Source organism: Mesorhizobium sp. B2-1-8, assembly GCF_006442545.2.
GTDB lineage: Bacteria > Pseudomonadota > Alphaproteobacteria > Rhizobiales > Rhizobiaceae > Mesorhizobium.
In genome coordinates, this window is the sequence record NZ_CP083952.1 from 5,305,859 (window position 1) to 5,323,645 (window position 17,787).

General features: G+C 63.8%; 20 protein-coding genes and 1 tRNA gene. 9 read left to right on the forward strand and 12 right to left on the reverse strand.

Annotated elements, in window-relative coordinates; genetic code table 11:
• Positions 1-100: 100 nt before the first annotated feature.
• A complete protein-coding gene (locus FJ970_RS26170; protein ID WP_140760983.1) occupies positions 101-1,126 on the reverse strand; it encodes an NAD-dependent epimerase in 1,026 nt (341 codons plus the stop codon).
• Between the two features lie 95 nt (positions 1,127-1,221).
• The gene (locus FJ970_RS26175; RefSeq protein ID WP_140760985.1) at positions 1,222-1,812 is read right to left on the reverse strand and encodes a biotin transporter BioY; all 591 of its coding nucleotides are present in this window, start codon (positions 1,810-1,812) and stop codon (positions 1,222-1,224) included.
• A 115-nt stretch (positions 1,813-1,927) separates the two neighbouring features.
• On the opposite strand from FJ970_RS26175, the gene FJ970_RS26180 reads away from it, so the two are divergent.
• Positions 1,928-2,836 (forward strand): MBL fold metallo-hydrolase, encoded by a 909-nt coding sequence (locus FJ970_RS26180; RefSeq protein ID WP_140760987.1) that lies wholly within the window; start codon positions 1,928-1,930, stop codon positions 2,834-2,836.
• A 63-nt stretch (positions 2,837-2,899) separates the two neighbouring features.
• Here the strand turns inward: FJ970_RS26180 and FJ970_RS26185 are convergent, their stop codons facing one another.
• Positions 2,900-3,685, reverse strand: coding sequence for a DUF1499 domain-containing protein (locus FJ970_RS26185; protein WP_140760989.1), 786 nt, complete (start codon positions 3,683-3,685; stop codon positions 2,900-2,902).
• 80 nt (positions 3,686-3,765) lie between these two features.
• Entirely contained in the window at positions 3,766-5,394 is a 1,629-nt protein-coding gene (locus tag FJ970_RS26190) for a fatty-acid--CoA ligase (protein WP_140760992.1), read from the reverse strand.
• A 333-nt stretch (positions 5,395-5,727) separates the two neighbouring features.
• Between FJ970_RS26190 and FJ970_RS26195 the strand changes: the two genes are divergently transcribed.
• Both FJ970_RS26195 and FJ970_RS26200 read left to right on the forward strand, forming a co-directional pair.
• Positions 5,728-6,081 carry a hypothetical protein gene (locus FJ970_RS26195; protein ID WP_140510466.1) on the forward strand — a complete coding sequence of 118 codons (354 nt, stop codon included), beginning with the start codon at positions 5,728-5,730 and terminating at the stop codon, positions 6,079-6,081.
• A gap of 92 nt (positions 6,082-6,173) precedes the next feature.
• Positions 6,174-6,563 (forward strand): DUF427 domain-containing protein, encoded by a 390-nt coding sequence (locus FJ970_RS26200; protein WP_140760994.1) that lies wholly within the window; start codon positions 6,174-6,176, stop codon positions 6,561-6,563.
• A gap of 94 nt (positions 6,564-6,657) precedes the next feature.
• Here FJ970_RS26200 and FJ970_RS26205 read toward each other — a convergent pair whose 3' ends face one another.
• The 3 genes from FJ970_RS26205 to ppdK form a co-directional block, all read right to left on the reverse strand.
• Complete coding sequence (locus FJ970_RS26205) at positions 6,658-7,398, reverse strand: polysaccharide deacetylase family protein (RefSeq protein WP_140760996.1); 741 nt, start codon at positions 7,396-7,398, stop codon at positions 6,658-6,660.
• 125 nt (positions 7,399-7,523) lie between these two features.
• Positions 7,524-8,651 carry a glycosyltransferase family 9 protein gene (locus FJ970_RS26210; protein WP_140760998.1) on the reverse strand — a complete coding sequence of 376 codons (1,128 nt, stop codon included), beginning with the start codon at positions 8,649-8,651 and terminating at the stop codon, positions 7,524-7,526.
• Positions 8,652-8,779: 128 nt separating this feature from the next.
• Positions 8,780-11,458 (reverse strand): pyruvate, phosphate dikinase, encoded by a 2,679-nt coding sequence (ppdK, locus tag FJ970_RS26215; RefSeq protein ID WP_140761000.1) that lies wholly within the window; start codon positions 11,456-11,458, stop codon positions 8,780-8,782.
• Between the two features lie 224 nt (positions 11,459-11,682).
• Here ppdK and FJ970_RS26220 point away from each other — a divergent pair, with 224 nt between their 5' ends.
• The 3 genes from FJ970_RS26220 to FJ970_RS26235 all read left to right on the forward strand — a co-directional run bounded on the left by FJ970_RS26220 (position 11,683) and on the right by FJ970_RS26235 (position 13,359).
• Complete coding sequence (locus FJ970_RS26220) at positions 11,683-12,027, forward strand: VOC family protein (protein ID WP_140761002.1); 345 nt, start codon at positions 11,683-11,685, stop codon at positions 12,025-12,027.
• 128 nt (positions 12,028-12,155) lie between these two features.
• A tRNA-Gln gene (locus tag FJ970_RS26225) sits at positions 12,156-12,230 on the forward strand.
• A 922-nt stretch (positions 12,231-13,152) separates the two neighbouring features.
• Positions 13,153-13,359 carry a hypothetical protein gene (locus FJ970_RS26235; protein ID WP_140761007.1) on the forward strand — a complete coding sequence of 69 codons (207 nt, stop codon included), beginning with the start codon at positions 13,153-13,155 and terminating at the stop codon, positions 13,357-13,359.
• A gap of 34 nt (positions 13,360-13,393) precedes the next feature.
• Here the strand turns inward: FJ970_RS26235 and FJ970_RS26240 are convergent, their stop codons facing one another.
• From FJ970_RS26240 to FJ970_RS26260, 5 genes are all read right to left on the reverse strand, one after another.
• Positions 13,394-13,798, reverse strand: a complete 405-nt coding sequence (locus tag FJ970_RS26240; protein ID WP_140761009.1) for a periplasmic heavy metal sensor — start codon at positions 13,796-13,798, stop codon at positions 13,394-13,396.
• Positions 13,795-14,235, reverse strand: coding sequence for a hypothetical protein (locus tag FJ970_RS26245; protein WP_140761011.1), 441 nt, complete (start codon positions 14,233-14,235; stop codon positions 13,795-13,797). The genes FJ970_RS26240 and FJ970_RS26245 overlap by 4 nt, the downstream gene beginning before the upstream one ends.
• The gene (locus FJ970_RS26250; RefSeq protein ID WP_227791919.1) at positions 14,232-14,828 is read right to left on the reverse strand and encodes an RNA polymerase sigma factor; all 597 of its coding nucleotides are present in this window, start codon (positions 14,826-14,828) and stop codon (positions 14,232-14,234) included. The genes FJ970_RS26245 and FJ970_RS26250 overlap by 4 nt, the downstream gene beginning before the upstream one ends.
• Positions 14,829-14,919: 91 nt before the next feature.
• Positions 14,920-15,303 (reverse strand): hypothetical protein, encoded by a 384-nt coding sequence (locus FJ970_RS26255; protein ID WP_140761015.1) that lies wholly within the window; start codon positions 15,301-15,303, stop codon positions 14,920-14,922.
• Between the two features lie 27 nt (positions 15,304-15,330).
• Positions 15,331-15,765, reverse strand: coding sequence for an EF-hand domain-containing protein (locus FJ970_RS26260; protein ID WP_140761018.1), 435 nt, complete (start codon positions 15,763-15,765; stop codon positions 15,331-15,333).
• A 235-nt stretch (positions 15,766-16,000) separates the two neighbouring features.
• On the opposite strand from FJ970_RS26260, the gene FJ970_RS26265 reads away from it, so the two are divergent.
• The 3 genes from FJ970_RS26265 to FJ970_RS26275 are packed head-to-tail and all read left to right on the forward strand — an operon-like array spanning position 16,001 to position 17,364.
• The gene (locus FJ970_RS26265) at positions 16,001-16,423 is read left to right on the forward strand and encodes an EF-hand domain-containing protein (RefSeq protein ID WP_140761020.1); all 423 of its coding nucleotides are present in this window, start codon (positions 16,001-16,003) and stop codon (positions 16,421-16,423) included.
• A gap of 26 nt (positions 16,424-16,449) precedes the next feature.
• On the forward strand, positions 16,450-16,872 hold the full coding sequence (locus FJ970_RS26270; protein ID WP_140761022.1) for a BA14K family protein: 423 nt from the start codon (positions 16,450-16,452) through the stop codon (positions 16,870-16,872).
• A gap of 42 nt (positions 16,873-16,914) precedes the next feature.
• Positions 16,915-17,364, forward strand: coding sequence for a VOC family protein (locus FJ970_RS26275; protein WP_140761024.1), 450 nt, complete (start codon positions 16,915-16,917; stop codon positions 17,362-17,364).
• Positions 17,365-17,787: the final 423 nt, after the last annotated feature.

The window sequence follows — 17,787 nt, forward strand, 5'->3', positions numbered from 1 at the left end:
GCAATCCCCACCGTCTGATGACTTGGGAGACTAGCACATATTTTTGTTCCTGGTCTTTTTCGACCGGGAACCGGCCGCTACGCGGCCAAGAGCGCGTTCATCACGCCCGCCCAAAATAATCCTGGTACCACTCGACGAACCGCCCTACCCCCTCGGTGACGGAGGTGCGGGGGCGGTAGCCGACCGCCGCTTGCAGCGCCGAAGTGTCGGCGAAGGTGTCGGGCACGTCGCCGGCCTGCAGCGGCAAGAGTTCGACCACGGCCTTGCGGCCAAGCGCGTTTTCCAGCGCCTCGACATAGGCGGTCAGCTTCACCGGGTTGTTGTTGCCGATGTTGAAGATGCGCCAGGGCGCACTGCTGGTCGCCGGATCCGGATGGCTGGAATCCCAGGCCGGGTTGGCCGCGGCGGGACTGTCGCTGGCGCGAATCACCCCCTCGGCTATGTCCTCGACATAGGTGAAGTCGCGCGTGTGGTTGCCGTTGTTGAACAGCTTGATCGGCTCGCCGGCCAGGATGCTCCTGGTAAACAGGAACAGAGCCATGTCAGGTCGCCCCCAGGGACCGTACACGGTGAAGAAACGGAGCCCCGTGGTGGGCAGGCCGAACAGATGGCTGTAGCTGTGCGCCATCAGTTCGTTGGCGCGCTTGGTGGCGGCGTAGAACTGCAAGGGATGGTCGGCCGGGCGATGCTCGGAAAACGGCATGTCGGTGTTGGCGCCATAGACACTGGAGGTGCTGGCATAGGTCAGGTGCCCGACGCGGCTGCCACGGCAGGCCTCGAGCATGTTGGTGAAAGCAACGATGTTGCTCTCGACATAAGCGCGCGGATTTTCCAGGCTGTAGCGGACGCCTGCCTGGGCGGCGAGATGGATCACCCGGTCGAAGGCGTGGTCGGCAAAGCAGCCATCGACCACGCCACGGTCGGCAAGATTGCCATGGATGAAATGATAGCCGGCATTGGTGCCGCGGCTCGCCTCGGCCAGCAGCCGCAGCCGCGCCTGCTTGATGTCGGGGTCGTAGTAGTCGTTGATGCTGTCGATGCCGACAACCTCGTCACCACGCTCCAGGAGCCGCCTGGCGACATGATAGCCTATGAAGCCGGCGGCGCCGGTGACCAGAACCTTCATCAGAAACGCCCGTCCGTGACATGCCTGGGGAACAGGCCCGAGCTCATCGCAGGCCAAGCCCCGGCCCGGAGTGATCCGGGCCGGATGCTCTCAAATCAGGAGCGCTTCAGCAATGACCAGACGGCCGGCACGAGGCTGGCCGCGAGAGCGACCTTGATCAGGTCGCCGACGATGAACGGCACGACGCCGAACTGCCAGGATTTTTCCGGGCCGATGAGCAGCGCCAGCCAGGCAAAACCCATCGCCATCATCACCACTTCGGCAACCAGCATGGCGTTGAAAAGCTTGATCGGATGACGGTCCCAGCCGCGGTCGGCGGCCCAGCCGACAATCGCCGCCATGACCACGAAGCCGGCGAGATAGCCGCCGGTCGAGCCGAGCATGTAGGCGATGCCGACGCCCTTTTCCGGCGTGCCCTGGAAGACCGGGAAGCCCATCGCGCCTTCCGCCATGTAGAGCAGCAGGGTGGCGACGCCGAGCCGCATGCCGAAGGCGGCGGCGATCAGAAAGACGGCGAGCGTCTGCATCGAGATATCGACAGGCCCGAGCACCACCTTGGTCTTGGCCGAAAGGGTCAACAGCAGTGTGCCGGCGATCGCCAGCAAAAACTGCGTCGCCAGTCGCGCAGGACCTTCCTGCGGCAAGGCCAGAAAAACAAGCGGGCGCGTCGTCGTTGCGGTTGTCATGGTCTTCCCCAATTCAATCTTGCCGCGAACCAGAAATCGCGGTCTTGCATTTTCCTATATTGGCTTGCGTGCTATGCGGCAATCGGTTTTGCCGTTCTTGGAACAATGCGCCGACATGGCTCTCAAATTCGATACCAGCTTCGACCCCGCATATGGCCAGGGCGTAAGCGTGGCCCCCGACGTGCAGCGCGTCACGGCCCGGAATCCCAGCCCCTTCACTTTTCATGGCACCAACAGCTATGTCGTGGGGCGCGACACGCTGGCGGTGATCGATCCCGGGCCGGATGACGGGTCGCATCTCCGGACCTTGCTCGACGTGATCGCCGGACGGCCGGTCAGCCACATCTTCGTCAGCCACACGCATCGCGACCATTCTCCGCTGGCAGCCCGGTTGAAGGAGCACACCGGCGCCCAGGTGCTGGCGGAAGGACCGCACCGGCCGGCAAGGCCATTGCATATCGGCGAAACCAATGCGCTCGACGCCAGCGCCGACACCGCTTTCGTTCCCGACATCGCGTTGCCGGACAGTGAACTGGTCAGCGGCGACGGCTGGGCGATCCGGACGGTCCTGACGCCCGGCCACACCGCCAATCACGCGGCATTCGCGTTGGAAGGCACCGGCATCCTGTTTTCAGCCGATCATGTCATGGGTTGGGCAACCTCCATCGTCGCGCCGCCGGACGGGGCAATGGCCGATTACATGGCATCGCTGGACCGGCTGATCGAGCGCGGCGATCGCCTGCTGCTGCCTGGCCATGGTGGACCGGTGGCGGCGCCGCGCGCTTTCATGCGCGGGCTGAAGACCCATCGCAAGATGCGCGAACGAGCCATACTGGAGCGGATCAGGGCCGGCGACAGGACCATTCCCGACATGGTCAAGGCGATCTACAGGGATACCGATCCCCGGCTCCACGGTGCCGCCGGCCTGTCGGTGCTTGCCCATCTGGAGGACCTGGTGGCGCGCGGTGTGGTGGCGACGGACGCCGCCCCCGCCATCGACGGCATCTTCACGCCGGGCCGATAGGCCTGCCCACCACCCACGCGTTGATCCTGCCATTGTCGCGAGCGTGAATTCGCCCGGACATGGCTACTCGGCCGGCGCCGCGCCGACCTGGCCGGCGACTTCCTGATCCAGTTCCGCCAGGAAATCGGTGATGCGCGCGGCATTGTCGCCAAGGTCGTGGCGGCCGTAGCGCGAGGCCGACCGCATGTCGACGATGACCGTGTCGCCGTCATCCCTCACGCGAATGGCGACGTCCGCAGGAAGGCCAAGAACGAAGCTCGGGGCGACGGCGGTGATGGTCACCTCTGTCTGTCCGGCGAGTTCGGGATAAGGCTCCGAAAGGTCCCAGCCTCGCCGGTCGAGCACGGTTTCAACGGCATTGACGACGGTCTCGAATGGCAGGTCGTAGCTGCGCGCGGTGACCAATGGATAGCTGTCGGTCTGCAACGTCTGCTCACCCGGCGTCGGCGGGGACAGTACGTTCATGTCCTTGGTCCGGTCACCGACATCGAGCGCGGGCGGTTCGTCGAAATCGGTCGAGATGTCCCGCAGCGGCGGATAGATCGTCGCCCAGTAGGCGGCAACGCCGTAGGGGGTGAGCACCAGCAGCGCCAGCAAGGCGCCGACGCTGAGATCACGGCCACCACGGTCACCAAAATTCCACAGCCTCGCAAAGGCCAGGCCGGCAAACAGCAGCGCCAACGCCGCCAGCAGGGCGGCAATGCCCAGCACCCACAGGAACACCGACGTTTGGACGAGGCCGAAGCGATGGCCGACAAAGTTCGTCAGCAAAAGAACCATCGAAAAGGCGGCCGTGCGCCGCGACCAGCCGGCAGCCTTCGACGTTTGCCGTTCGGGAATGCTAACCATTATTCTCTGCGCTGCCCCAACCCGGATGGAGGTCTAGTGCCTTTTTGCGGCGGCTTGAAGCCGAAACACGCAACATCCCCTCAATCCGTCGGCAAGCGATAGTCCCTGAACTGCTGACGCAAGGTGGTCTTCTGGATCTTGCCGGTGGCGGTGTGCGGTATCTCGCCGACGAAGGCGATGTCGTCCGGCATCCACCATTTGGCCACCTTGCCATCCATGAAATCCAGAATCTCGGCCTTGGTCGGTTCCTTGCCCGGCTTGGCGACGACGACCAGCAAGGGCCGCTCACCCCATTTCGAATGCTGGACGCCGATGGCCGCCGCTTCCGCTACATCGGGATGGCCGACGGCCAGATTCTCCAGGTCGATGGTCGAAATCCATTCGCCGCCGGACTTGATGACGTCCTTGGCGCGATCGGTGATCTGCATGTAGCCGCCGGCATCGATATGAGCGACGTCTCCGGTATCGAACCAGCCTTCCTCATCGAACTGCTCCGCGCCGGCATCGCCATAATAGGCGCGGGCCACGGCCGGGCCGCGTACCTTGAGCCGGCCAAACGTCTTGCCGTCCCAGGGCTGCGCGTTGTTCTCGTCATCGGTCACCTTCATTTCGACGCCGAAGGGCGGGTAACCCTGCTTGCTCTGGACGTCGAGCCGGGCGTCGCCGTCAAGGCTGGCATAGTCCGGCTTCAAGGTGCATAGCGTGCCGAGTGGCGACATTTCGGTCATGCCCCAGGCGTGGATGACCTGGACACCGTAATTGTCCTGGAATTTCGTCATCAGTGCGCGCGGGCAGGACGAACCGCCGATAACGACCTTGTTCAGATAGGGAAGCGTCTTGCCGGTCTCTTCCAGATATTGCAGCAGCATCATCCAAACGGTCGGCACGGCGGCGCTGAAGGTCACCTTCTCCTGATCGAGCAACTCATAGATCGAGGCGCCGTCCATCTTGCAGCCTGGCATGACCAGCTTGGCGCCGGTCATCGGACCGCTCTGGCCAAGGCCCCAGGCATTGGCGTGGAACATCGGCACAACCGGCAGGATCGTGTCGCGCGCCGACAGGCCCATGGCGTCGGGCATGGCCGCGATCATGGCGTGCAACACGTTCGAGCGATGGCTATAGACGACGCCCTTCGGGTCGCCCGTCGTGCCGGACGTATAGCACATGCCGGCCGCGGTGCCTTCATGAAAGGTCTTCCAGGCGAAGTCGCCATCGACCTCGTCAAGCCAGTCCTCGTAGGCAACGACACCGGGCAGGGTCGTTTGCGGCATGTGCGCCTTGTCGGTGAGCACGATTACCTTCTTTAGCGATTGGACGGCACCCGCGATTTTCTCCAGCAACGGGATGAAGGTAAGGTCGACGAAGACGGCCTTGTCCTCGGCGTGGTTCATGATCCAGACGATCTGTTCGGGAAACAGGCGCGGGTTGAGGGTGTGGTAGACAGCACCGATGCCCATGATGCCATACCAGGCCTCAATGTGGCGGGCGGTGTTCCAGGCCAGCGTCGCGATGCGGTCGCCCAAGGCAAAGCCGTCGCGCTCCAAGCGCTGGGCGACCTTGAGGGAACGACGATGGATGTCGGCGTAGGTGGTGCGCACGATCGGCCCCTCGATCGAACGCGACACGATTTCGCGCACACCATGTTGCCTTTCGGCATTGTCGATCAGCTTGTGGCACAGCAGCGGCCATTCCTGCATCAGTCCCAGCATGCCGTTCCCTCCCTGACGCTTTTTGCCCCGAGCTTTTCGCCTCGCGCTTTTGACCGCATTGTGAAGCGAACCGGCGAATTGTCCAGCCACCCACCGGCGCGGCTGACGAAAGTCGGAGTTCGGCCTGTATTTGGCAAATGATTGAATCCGGCCGCTTTTTGATTTTGCCTGGCTGGCCTGCTGCCATTCGAATGGCAGGGGCTTCAAATACATTACGCCGGCGCAAACTCTCGTGATCGGACCAACCGCAAAAAGTGCCATAATCCGGCCATCGTCGGCGTTAATCTTCGTTAACGGGCAAAGGGGTGCGATTGGCGACTGAAAGAGGTTCGCATGGACGCGCTCGACGATAAGGTTCTCGAGAGTACTCTTGCCGAAAGCCTGGCCGATCTGGTGCCGGACGAAAAGACAGTTTCCGAAGACGAGTTCGTCGAAGTTGTCGGCGGCGCGCTCGAAGCGGTCGGCGGCACGCTGCTGTTCAAGATGTGCGTCCAGAACGAAGGGGAAGGCCAGCATGTCGCGGCGGCATCCGTCGGCGATGGCGGCAATCGCCAGTTCCTGCTGCTCACCTTGCCAACCGGCGGCGGGGCGCTGAAAGTCGAGACCATTTCGAGAAGCAGCAACCCGGTGGCCGGCATCGCGGCCGCCTATGCCGGGCTGATGGACGCCTTCAAAACCGCCGCCTGATTTCCGCGGCAACGCGAAGGCTAGTCTTGCGCCACGGGCCTTGTTCTATCCGGCTGCCCACCACACTTAAGGTCGGGGCAAGGAGAACCAGCATGGACAAGATCGCCAACCCGGCACCCGGCTTCCAACGCAATCCCGACAAGGTCATCACGATAGAGCCGTATTCCGGCACCGTCACGGTCCGCGCCGGCGATACGGTCATCGCGTCGTCCACGAAGGCTAAGGTGCTGACGGAGGCCCCCTACCCCGCAGCCTTCTACGTTCCGTTCGCCGACATCGATTTCGACAAGCTCAGCCGAACGGACCACTCGACCCACTGCCCCTACAAGGGTGATGCCAGCTATTGGAGCGTGCTGCCGGCGGGCGAAGCGGGCAAGGACGCGATGTGGGCCTACCGGCAGCCGTTCGACGAGATGGCCGACATCCGCGACCACGGCGCGTTCTACGCCAGCAAGGTCACCATCGAAGCCAAGCCGGACTGAACGCTTCGGCCCGACGCATCTACGGGTGCATTGAGATTCAGATCAGGCCCAGTCGTTAGAGCGGTTCGGCGATTCCATCAAACACTGAACAGCCCTACTCGGTGGTACCGTGATCGCCCGTCCCATCGGCGTCGTCGAGCCGCACGAAGGTCATGCCCTTGTCCTTGAGTGCCAGCAGGCCCTGCACAACGCCCTCGCCTGCGGCATGGGTCGGCTGGTTGATGTGAGAGATGATGACGTCGCCATCCTTGGCCGCGGCGATACGCCTGGCCGTCTCCTTGGCGCCGAGCAGCGAGCCGCCGTCGCCATTGATCGAGAAGCCGGCAATCTTGAAGCCGAGTTTGCGGATCATCGCGATGGCCGAGGGGCTGTATTCGGCGGTTGCGCCGCGGAACCATTTCGGCGCCGGTTCGCCGGTCGTGGCCAGAGCCGCGGCCCCTGACTCGACCTCGGCGAGCACAGCCTCCGGGCTGCCGGCGCTGCTTATGCCATAGATTTTCCGTGGCGTGTCGACCGCCGGAACATGGCGACCGCCGTGATTTTCCAGTTCGAACAGGTCGGGATGCGCCCGCATGATCGCGACGGCATCGGCGTTGCGCTTCAACCAGATGCCGGTGACGAAAATGGTGGCCGGTATCTTGTTCTCCACCAGCGCCGAGAGAATGCGCGTGTCGGTCTTGCCGCCGCAGGCATCGAGCGTGAGCGCAACGCGGCCGGTTCCGCTTGCAGCCGGCTTGATATGCAGCGTGGGTTCGACCAGCGGCGCGGCATGGGCGCTGGATATCAACGCCACCGACACGGCGATCATGCAGACATGTTTTTGCAGCAGATGCATCAAACCTAATTCCCGACCCGCGACTTCAAGCCGCTATCCCAAAACCCGCATGAAGGCGAAAATCGGACGAGGGATAGCAGAAAAACGCATGGCGCGGCAATTTGACCTTCCGCTTGGTGAACGCGTCATTCGGCGACAGTCCGGCCGGTCCATTGCCCTCGGACAGCGCGTTCCTTTTCCAGCTCGGTGCGTGCGAGGATCTCGAGCGCCGCATCGACGACCGGCTTCACCTCAAGACGCCAGACGCAGCACGCCTTGCTGGGATCGGTTCGGCGACACAAATCCCTGGCCACGCAATCGCACGGCATTGGCGGCCGGAGCACGATGCTGGGCACGCCGACAGGTCCCCAGCGTGCCGGATGCGTCAGGCCGAAAAGGCCGACAACCGGGGTGCCCGCGGCAGCGGCCATGTGCATAGGGCCGCTTTCGTTGCCGAGAAACAGCCGGGCCCGTTCCAGGACCGCCAGCAGGCTCTCGAGTGACAGCGCTCCAACCAGATCGACCACCGGCGCCGCCGTCCCGGTAACGATCCGTGCGGCGGTTTCACGTTCGTCAGGCCCTCCCACCAGGACGACACCCAGTCCGGTTTCGGCCGCAATCTCGTCAATCGCCTGGGCAAACCGTTCCGGCTGCCATTGCCGGCCCTTGAAACTCGCGCCCGCATGGACGGCGACGAAGGCGTTCGAGTGGATATGGTGCCCGTCCAGAAGCACCAAGGCTTTCGCGGCCTCGGACGGCAACGGCTGGATGCTCGGTACCGTCACGCGCAGATCGATGCCGAGCGCTTCAAGCGGGGAGAGGTAGCGATAGACAAAATGCTGGCCGCCAAACCCAAATGGTCTGGCAAACACATTGGCGGGCTGCCTCTCCAACAGCTTCAGCGGCCTCTCGGGAGGATTGTAGCCGATACGTGTCCTGGCGTTGACGAAGCCGCTGACCACCCGAGAGGTCTTGGAATCGGTCAAATCGATCGTCAGGTCGAAATGGAAGCGGCGCAGCGCCCGCACCACGGCATAGAGCTCTTTTCCACGCTCCAGCGGGTTGCCTCGAATGCGGGCTCGCCTGAACGCAACCACCTCGGAAGCGATGCCATGCGCAACCACAAAGCTCTCGAAGTGGGCTTCGCAGAGGAACACGATCCTGGCACCGGGAAATTCGAGCTGCAGGTTTCCGGCGAGCGTCGAGGCGAGGACGATATCGCCTATGAACTTCGTTTGAATAATCAGGATCGAGCGGAACGGAGCGGGTGACATCTAAAACGTCTGTTTCCGGAGACAATTGGCGGTCATCCGCAAATTGATCGCAAACAATGTCGAGATTGCGCTCATGTCGCCAGTACGTCCGCGTGAGTTTTCATACAAACCGCAAGCTTCGTACCGGTCTATCCGTGTCCTACCTTTGCCGCCTGCACAGCGGCCTGCGCCGCAGCCAGCCTGGCGATCGGCACGCGATAGGGTGAGCAGGAGACGTAGTCGAGCCCGACCTCCTCGCAGAAGCGGATCGACGAAGGATCACCGCCATGCTCGCCGCAGATGCCAAGCTTGATGCTGGGCCGCGTCGCCCTGCCCTTTTGCGCCGCCATGCGCACCAGTTCACCGACGCCGTCAATGTCGAGAGAGACGAACGGATCCTGCTCGATGATGCCCTTCTGGCGGTAGGTTTCCAGGAAGGAGGCCGCATCGTCGCGCGAGATGCCGAAGGTTGTCTGGGTGAGGTCGTTGGTACCGAAGGAGAAGAACTCGGCCGTCTCGGCGATGACATGGGCGCGGATCGCCGCGCGGGGGAGCTCAATCATGGTCCCAGTGAGGTAATCAATCTTGACGCCGCTCTCGTCCATGACGCTCTTGGCGACCGCATCGATGCGCGCCTTCACATAATCGAGTTCCTTCACCAGGCCGACCAGCGGCACCATGATCTCGGGCACCACCAGTGCGCCGGCTTTCTTGCCGGCCTCGACGGCCGCCTCGAAAATGGCGCGCGCCTGCATTTCGGCGATCTCGGGGTAAGACACGGCCAACCGGCAGCCGCGATGGCCGAGCATCGGGTTGAATTCGTGCAGCGCCTCGGTGCGCTGCCTAAGCTTGTCGGGCGACACATTCATCACGGCCGCGACTTCGGCGATTTCGGCCTCGGTCTTGGGCAGGAATTCGTGCAGCGGCGGATCGAGCAGGCGGATCGTCACCGGCAGGCCGGCCATGATCTCGAACAGTTCCAGGAAATCCGAGCGCTGCATGGGCAGAAGCTTGGCCAACGCGGCGCGCCGGTCCTTCTCGGTGTCGGCCAGGATCATCTCGCGCATGGCGACGATGCGGGCGCCGTCGAAGAACATGTGCTCGGTGCGGCATAGCCCTATGCCTTCGGCGCCGAAGGAGCGCGCCATGCGGGCGTCGAGCGGCGTTTCGGCGTTGGTGCGCACCTTCATGCGGCGCACCGCGTCCGCCCACTCCATGATGGCGGCGAAATCGCCTGACAGTTCCGGCTGCAGCATCGCCACGGCGCCCTTGAGCACCTGGCCGTTGCCGCCGTCGATGGTGATGATGTCACCCTTGCGGAAGGTCTGTCCCATCGAGATCAGCGTGCCGGCCCTGTAATCGACACGCAGCGAGCCGGCGCCGGACACACAAGGCTTGCCCATGCCGCGCGCGACCACCGCGGCGTGGCTGGTCATGCCGCCGCGCGTGGTCAGGATACCCTCGGCCGCATGCATGCCGTGGATATCTTCCGGACTGGTCTCTATGCGCACCAGGATCGCCTTGCGCCCTTGCGCCTTGAGATCCTCGGCATCGCCGGAGGAAAAGACGATCTCGCCGGTGGCGGCCCCGGGAGACGCCGGCAGGCCGACACCGATCACGTCGCGCGCTGCTTCTGGGTCGATGGTCGGGTGCAGCAACTGGTCGAGCGAAGCCGGATCGATGCGCGCGACCGCCTCTTCCTTGGTGATCAGCCTGTCCCTGGCCATCTCGACGGCGATCCTGAGCGCCGCTTTGGCGGTCCGCTTGCCGGACCTTGTCTGCAGCATCCACAATTTGCCGCGCTCGATGGTGAATTCGAGGTCCTGCATGTCGCGGTAGTGCTTTTCCAGGCTGTCGGAGATGGTGACGAAGGACCGGAAGGCGTCCGGCATCAGCTTCTGCAGTGACGGCTTGTCGGAGCCCGCAGCGATGCGCGCCGCCTCGGTGATGTTCTGCGGTGTGCGGATGCCGGCAACGACATCCTCGCCCTGCGCGTTGACCAGGAACTCGCCATAGAGCTGCTTTTCGCCGGTCGACGGGTTGCGGGTGAAGGCAACGCCGGTGGCCGAGGTCTCACCCATATTGCCGAACACCATGGCCTGGACATTGACCGCCGTGCCCCAGCTTTCGGGAATATCGTGCAGGCGCCGGTAGGTGATGGCGCGGTTGTTCATCCAGCTCGAAAACACCGCGCCGATCGCGCCCCAGAGCTGCTCGTGCGGATCCTGCGGGAACGGCTTGCCCAGCTCTTCCTCGACCTTGGCCTTGTAGAGCGCGATGACGCCTTGCCATTCGATGGCCGTCAGCTCGGTGTCGAGCTCATGGCCGAGGCTGGCTTTCTGGTCTTCCAGGATTTCCTCGAATACCTCGTGATCGAGGCCCATGACGACATCGGAATACATCTGGATGAAACGGCGGTAGCTGTCATAGGCAAATCGCGCATCGCCGGAATCGGAGGCCAGCGCCTCGACCGTCTCGTCGTTCAATCCGAGATTGAGCACGGTGTCCATCATGCCGGGCATCGACGCCCGGGCGCCGGAACGCACCGAAACCAGGAGCAGCTTCGACGGGTCGCCGAACCGGCGGCCGGTCAGCCGGCCGATATGGTCGAGCGCGACGGCGACGTCGGCTTCCAATCCCGCCGGATAGGTACGGCCATTGGCATAGTAGGCATTGCAGACCTCGGTGGTGATCGTGAAGCCCGGCGGCACCGGCAGGCCCAGGCTGCACATCTCGGCCAGATTGGCGCCCTTGCCGCCCAGCAGATTCCTGTCGCCGGCACGGCCTTCCGCCGCACCATCGCCAAAGGTGAAAACCCATTTGGTCATGCTTTGCTCTCCGGTTGCAGGAGATTGGAAAGATTGGCGAAACGGAAGCTCACCCGTGTCCGACTTTGGAGCGATATGATGCTGCAGTGCGAAAGGCAAGCGCCCCGGCAAGCCGTTTCGCCGCTACAATCGATTAAGAAAAAGCCATCCCCCGGGATGCGTCAAAAAGACTTGCCACCTCACGGTTCGACGCCTAGAACATAAAGGGAACAAAGAGGTGCCTCATGCAACAACCTGGAAAACTGGACTATCTGGAAATGCCGGCGACAGGCGGCACGCTGGACCGGATGAAAGGCTTCTATAGTGCTGCCTTTGGCTGGTCGTTCACCGACTATGGACCAACCTATTCGGCCTTTGCCGAGGGGCTGGAAGGAGGTTTTCAGGCCGATGCAGAGGAAGCGCCGGCCAAGCCGCTGCCCGTGCTTTACAGTGAGAATCTGGAAGAAACCCTTGGCGCGGTCGAAAGCGCCGGCGGAACGATCGTCAAGCCGATATTCGCATTCCCGGGCGGCCGACGCTTCCACTTTGTCGACCCGGCCGGCAACGAGTTGGCTGTGTGGTCCGTATAGTCCGTTTGTGGATCACCTGGCGGCAATCGCACTGCTGGTCAGCCGAGTGCCTTCGCGGTCGCTCATAAGCATTGTGCTTTTCGGCTGCTCTGCTAATAACGCGCCCGCACAGCGACTCTGACGGCTATTGGGGCGTCGCCAAGTGGTAAGGCATCGGTTTTTGGTACCGACATTCCCAGGTTCGAATCCTGGCGCCCCAGCCAAACTGGACTCCCCGTCGGCAACGCTGTTTGCTGTGCGCTAGTTGCCGCTCCGGACGCGACCGTTTCCGCAAGTAGATCAAAGGGTTGCCTGAATACGGCGTGACCCTCGCCTTTGTGCCATTGGCAGTTCGGCAGCACGAGATTCAAGAGTCGCTTTTTCTCGTGCACAGGCTGTTTCACAGACAGTCGGCTGGCATTGCGCGCCAGTTCCAACAGCCGGATGCCGTCCTCCATGTATGATTCTTCGGCGCTACCATGGCGCTCTATCTCGCGAAGCAGCCGCGTCTGTTCGGTTCGCCACTGTGCTGACATCCGGTCATAGAATGCGTTGTCGATGCGGCCATCGAGCTTGTCGAGATACATGGCGTGCAGCCGATCCTCGAGCCGCTTGTACTCGACCTGGTATCGATGGATTGCCTGTTCATGCTCGCGGCGCTCGTCGGCACGGCTGGCCATGAGGGCTGCCTTGACCCATTCCAGTATCTCTTCGTCGAAATGCAACCGGTCAAGCAGGTTGGCGAATTCCTGATCGAGCACTTCCTCGCGGACATATTTCCGGCAGCAATCACCGTACCCGCCCCGGCCTTTGTTGGTATGCCCCGTGCAGTGATAGTAGACGTATTTGCCTTCTTGATCTCAGCGACAAACATGATCGCAGCGCCCAAGCCCCCGGCGAGCGCCAACGGCTTGCCAATCACAGCGCAGGCAAGGCCGGCCGAAACGGCAACCAACAGCACGAGCGGTGCTGCGAGCACGAGCGTCGCCACGCCGGCCATATGGCAGCGCTGCCGGGCGCAAGCGGCAGCGCCCTGAGCAAGGGCGCGAAGGCGCGTTGAAGGCAGAGCTCGGACACCGCTTTGCCGGCGAGCACTCCGAGCACCGCCAAGGCAAGTGGCAGGCCGACAGTCCATAGAAGTTGGTCGTGGCGGAGTTTCGGCGCCCCAGTATCCAAGGCGATCACGATATTGGCGACCGCATAGGCCGGAAGACCACTGCCGCCGAACGCAATCCAGGCAAGATCGCGGCGCCGCATCGCACGCAGGCCGGCGACCAGCTCGCGCCAGAGCAATATCAGGACAAGCCCGTCGTGCCGCATTGGACCGTCATCGTGTTTCCGATGTTGAAATAGGTCACGGCAATTGTGCCGCGAGTGCGGCGACCGCTCATCCGCCGCCGGCCGGCTTCGCATTGACGTTCTTCATGGCGGCAAGCAGATAATCCTGCACCGTTGCCTGAAGATTGGTCGTGGCGGCGCGCACCGCGGCCATCGCCTGGCTGACCGCCGCTTCGTCGAAGGGCCGCGCCTTCTCGGCCGCCGTCAGGTCAGCGCGCGCCGCGCGCAGCTGCCGCAGCGCTTCGAACGTGCGGGCGCGGTTGTCGCGCATGACCGCGCGGAACTCCTTGCGCACCTCAGGCGAATAGGCGCCCGCGACCTCCGCCAGCAGCCCGCGCGCAACGGCCGCCTGGCGCAGGCCATGCGCGGCATAGCCGATGAAGAAGAAGTTGAGGGCAAGCGACAGCGCGAGCACAACCAGCACGGCCGCCCAGATCCATGAGCGCTTGGTCATAGCTGGTCCCCCTCGCCCGGGTCGGCCGCGATCGCCGACCCTCCATCATCTGCAAGCCTGGCGCCCGCAGCGAGCGCCAGAAGTTCGGAATCCTGGGGCTGGTCCTGAAGGCGCGCCACCTGGTAGCCGGCGACCGTCGCGGCGACGAGGACAGCGGCGGTGCAAGCGGCGAGGCCCGCCGGCGCAACAAGGAAGCGCAGGAGCAGGGACGGCCGCACCGCGCCACGCTGGATCCGTGCCATCACCTCGCGCGCCAGAGCATCATCGTCGCTCTCGACCAGCGCGGCCTGCCGCACGAGCCTGTCGAGTGCCGCGTCGGCGCCGGCATCGCCGTCAAGCGCCATGAACGCCAGAGCCGGTCCCCTCAAGGGTGCCGGCCAGGCATCGATATCGTCGCCGAAGCGGCGCCGGTTCTTCTCGAATTCCTCGCGTGTCATGAGGACTTCCTTTCGCGGCCCTGGGCCGCATCTGCCAAATGATCCCTGAGCTTGCGACGCCCGCGCACGAGCAGTTGCTCGACCGAACCCGCGCTGGTGCCCATCACCTCGGCTATTCCGCCGATGTCAAGCTCGCCCACGGCCCTCAGAAGCAGCGCCATCCGCTGGCGCTCCGGCAAGCGAGACAGGCCATTGCGCACGATCGCCAGTTCCTGCCTGGCGGCCGTCGCGGTCTCGGCATTTACTTCCGGCGCGGCGGGCTCCTCGCCGATGTCGTCCAGCCCGAAGAAGTTGCGCAGCGCGCGGCGCCGGCGCTGGTCGATGCAGCGGTTGGCCGTGATCCGGTAGAGCCACGTCGAGGCGCGTCCTCTGCCGGGATCGAAGCGCGCGGCCTGCTTCCAGACGGTCACGAACACCTCCTGCACCACATCCTCGGCATCGGCGGCATGGCCGAGATAGCGCGTGGCGAACGTCCGCAGCCCACGGCCATGGCGGGCCATGAGCTCGGACAAAGCCGCCTGACCGCCCGCGGCGATGTGGGCCAGAAGCTCGTCATCGCCGCGGGACGCTTCACCCGGCACGGCGGCCGGCACCGGTTGACGAAGCATCGACGGCGAGGACGAAAACCGCGACGATCCGGCTCGGCAGAAGGGCGAATTCCGACGTCAAGTCCCTCACCAGATGTCAGCGGCGCCAGCGGCGAAAGCCGCGGACCGTATTGCCGTTCGGGCCCGTGACGCTGCCGACCGAACGGCCGCGAAACGGCCCGGCCGCGGAATAGCGCTGGCCCGAAACGGTCTTGCCGTTCGGCCCCGTGGCAGAATAGCTCCTGGAGCAGCGGTCAACAACGCCGGCCTTGCAAGTGGAACCGGACGTGTAAGTGCCGCCGTTCGGTCCAATTCGCGTCGTCGAGCCGGTATAGATGTTGCCGTCCCGGCTGACACTGCGGCTCAACTCGCCGCCACGGGCGGTCTTGCGTGTCCAGTCTTCCGCCGAGGCAGGGGAAGCCGCCGACCAGACCACCGCTGCGCCGAGGCTTAGCAGTGCAAGTTTGGCTATGGAAATCATGTCACGTTTTTCCTTCCAGGTCGCGCGTCAGTTGGCGTGAGCGGAGACGATGTTGCGAATGGTCGCGATCTCGTCGGCGGAGAGCCTGCCGTCGCCGTTGCGGTCGGCGAGATCGAAGAGCGGCGTGCTCGCCTGAAACTCGTTCTCGGTGACCTTGCCGTCACCATTCCTGTCCATGCGCCGCAAACGATTGCCGAGGTGGGCCTCGGCCGCTTCGGCGCGGTCTTCTACGGCCTGCCGGGCGGTTTCGACCTCCTTCTCGTCGATGACTCCGTCGCCGTTGCGGTCGAGCCTCTTGAAGATGCGTTCGCGGGCGGCAAGGATCTCGTCCTTCGAGATCGCGCCGTCGCTATTGGTGTCGAGGCGCTGGAGGATGCGTTGGCCGGGGATGTCCTGCGCCGCGGCGGCGCAGATCGGCGTGAGGCCTAGAAGCAGGCACGCAAAGATCGCTGAGCGTTTCATGGGTTGTTCCTTTCGATTGTGACGTCGCGGGGTGAGCGACTGTCGGTCAATACGCAGCCCGGCTCGCACTCCTACGCCGGCGGCCGGATTTTTTCGTTGGCCCACTTAGCGTCAGTGTCCCAAGCGTCGAACTCGCGAAAAAAACGCAGGCGGCGCGTAGGAGTCATCGAATGCCTGCGTAGGAGACGCTGCAAGGACGGTCCGCGGCGGGCCGTCGATTACAGCGGAGACCCAGATGACCAAGATCGTGACCGCCCTTGCGGGACTGCTTCTGTGCGGCTGCAGCGCGTTCGCTGCCGACCAGGGCGCCAGGGAGGCGTTCCGACGCATCGACACCAATGGCGACCGAAAGCTCGAGTTCAGCGAAATCCAGGCAGCGCGGGCGCAGATGTTCGACCGGTTGGACGTCAATCACAATGGCGTGCTCGAGCCTGGCGAGGTGCGGGCGGCAATCGAAGAGATCAAGTCGAAGCGCGATGTGCAGGCTGCACGGTTCACCGGCCTGCAGGCCGAAGCAAGCCGCATGGACCGCAACGGCGACGGAAAGATCTCGCGCGACGAATTTACGGCTGCCGTCCCCGACAGGCTGCTGCAGGCCGACACCGACGGCGACAAAGCATTGTCGATCACCGAGTTGCGGGCGCTGCGGCGCCAGTGACCACACCAGACCAGAGGAGACAATCGATGAACAGAACGATCACTGCTTTGTGCGGCGCGATGCTCAGCGCTACGGCCCTTGCCTCGCCGGCCGAGGCCATGCCGCTTGCGGCGCCGGCAGCGCCGACGTCCGTGACGAGCCAGGCAACGCCGATCTGGTACCGGCGCGGCTTCTACGTCGTCGGCGGCGCCTATTACTACAATGGTTACCGGGGCTATTGGCGGGTGCGGCCCGGCTACCGCTATTACAATGGCTACTGGTTCCCGGCCGCCGCCTTCGCGGCCGGCGTGGGGGCCGCCACGGTCGCGCCACCCCCGCCCCCCGCGGCGCGCCTGGCGGCCGCCCATGTGCGCTGGTGCTACGATCGCTACCGCTCCTACCGCGCCTGGGATAACAGCTACCAGCCCTATGACGGCCCTCGGCAGCAATGCTGGTCGCCCTATAATTGAAACTCGGCGCTGCCGTCATCGACGCCGGAAGGAGGCTCGCCCATGCAGAACCGCTCCATGCCTGCCAATACGGTCATACCGGTGCTTGCCTACCCAGACGTGGAAGCGGCGAGTCGTTGGCTCTGCGAAGCCTTCGGATTCGAATTGCGGCTGACGATCGGCAATCATCGCGTCCATCTCGGCTTCGGCGACGGGGCCGTCGTGGTCACGACCCTGAAGAGCGGTGGATCCGCGCCGTCGCCCGGCGACGAGGAATTCTCGGTCATGGTGCGTGTCGAGGATGTCGATGCGCACCACCGCTGCGCGATGCGCCGTGGCGCCATGGCGCTGACCGCGCCGACGAGCTACCCCTATGGCGAACGGCAATATTCCTGCCGCGATCTCGCCGGCCACGCCTGGACCTTCTCGCAAACGATCGCCGATGTCGCGCCCGAGGAATGGGGCGGCAGAGCCGAGCGTCACGTCGAAACGGATTCAGACGACACGTTTTAAGCGTTGTTTTGACGTATGCCGCCACCTGAACGGGCGCAAAGCTGCAGTTGGGAATACTTAAGTGCTCGGGCTGACGCGCGCTATCAGCAAGGCACACGTGCCAGAGGTCGACGCCTCTTACCCGAAGGTCGAATCTACTGACCCACCTTGTCCATAAGCAACTGCAACTCGGGCTGCGGCGCGATCCAGAAAGTTCGAAAAGCTTCCAAGAACCCCAGCCAAGCGCAGACATTCATTGAGACTGAGCACGCACCGAATCGGCCCTGCTCAAAACGCCGCGCCAGGCGCGAGATGTTGGCAGTCGGGATGGGCCGGACCAGCCCCTACTGCACCCGAATTGATGAGGGTGCCCTTATTGCCTCCGCAAGAGCAACCTTATTTGCATACATTCCATATCTTGTTGCGGTGCTTCAAGTTTCGACA

What these genes read in the sequence shown, in the direction of transcription:
- FJ970_RS26275 (WP_140761024.1), top strand. Translation starts at nt 16,915, where the DNA reads ATGCAGAACCGCTCCATGCCTGCCAATACGGTCATACCGGTGCTTGCC.
- FJ970_RS26270 (WP_140761022.1), top strand. Translation starts at nt 16,450, where the DNA reads ATGAACAGAACGATCACTGCTTTGTGCGGCGCGATGCTCAGCGCTACG.
- FJ970_RS26220 (WP_140761002.1), top strand. Translation starts at nt 11,683, where the DNA reads ATGCAACAACCTGGAAAACTGGACTATCTGGAAATGCCGGCGACAGGC.
- FJ970_RS26210 (WP_140760998.1), bottom strand. Translation starts at nt 8,651, where the DNA reads ATGTCACCCGCTCCGTTCCGCTCGATCCTGATTATTCAAACGAAGTTC.
- FJ970_RS26190 (WP_140760992.1), bottom strand. Translation starts at nt 5,394, where the DNA reads ATGCTGGGACTGATGCAGGAATGGCCGCTGCTGTGCCACAAGCTGATC.
- FJ970_RS26255 (WP_140761015.1), bottom strand. Translation starts at nt 15,303, where the DNA reads ATGATTTCCATAGCCAAACTTGCACTGCTAAGCCTCGGCGCAGCGGTG.
- FJ970_RS26245 (WP_140761011.1), bottom strand. Translation starts at nt 14,235, where the DNA reads ATGACACGCGAGGAATTCGAGAAGAACCGGCGCCGCTTCGGCGACGAT.
- FJ970_RS26265 (WP_140761020.1), top strand. Translation starts at nt 16,001, where the DNA reads ATGACCAAGATCGTGACCGCCCTTGCGGGACTGCTTCTGTGCGGCTGC.
- FJ970_RS26185 (WP_140760989.1), bottom strand. Translation starts at nt 3,685, where the DNA reads ATGGTTAGCATTCCCGAACGGCAAACGTCGAAGGCTGCCGGCTGGTCG.
- FJ970_RS26175 (WP_140760985.1), bottom strand. Translation starts at nt 1,812, where the DNA reads ATGACAACCGCAACGACGACGCGCCCGCTTGTTTTTCTGGCCTTGCCG.
- FJ970_RS26240 (WP_140761009.1), bottom strand. Translation starts at nt 13,798, where the DNA reads ATGACCAAGCGCTCATGGATCTGGGCGGCCGTGCTGGTTGTGCTCGCG.
- FJ970_RS26205 (WP_140760996.1), bottom strand. Translation starts at nt 7,398, where the DNA reads ATGCATCTGCTGCAAAAACATGTCTGCATGATCGCCGTGTCGGTGGCG.
- ppdK (WP_140761000.1), bottom strand. Translation starts at nt 11,458, where the DNA reads ATGACCAAATGGGTTTTCACCTTTGGCGATGGTGCGGCGGAAGGCCGT.
- FJ970_RS26260 (WP_140761018.1), bottom strand. Translation starts at nt 15,765, where the DNA reads ATGAAACGCTCAGCGATCTTTGCGTGCCTGCTTCTAGGCCTCACGCCG.
- FJ970_RS26195 (WP_140510466.1), top strand. Translation starts at nt 5,728, where the DNA reads ATGGACGCGCTCGACGATAAGGTTCTCGAGAGTACTCTTGCCGAAAGC.
- FJ970_RS26200 (WP_140760994.1), top strand. Translation starts at nt 6,174, where the DNA reads ATGGACAAGATCGCCAACCCGGCACCCGGCTTCCAACGCAATCCCGAC.
- FJ970_RS26170 (WP_140760983.1), bottom strand. Translation starts at nt 1,126, where the DNA reads ATGAAGGTTCTGGTCACCGGCGCCGCCGGCTTCATAGGCTATCATGTC.
- FJ970_RS26180 (WP_140760987.1), top strand. Translation starts at nt 1,928, where the DNA reads ATGGCTCTCAAATTCGATACCAGCTTCGACCCCGCATATGGCCAGGGC.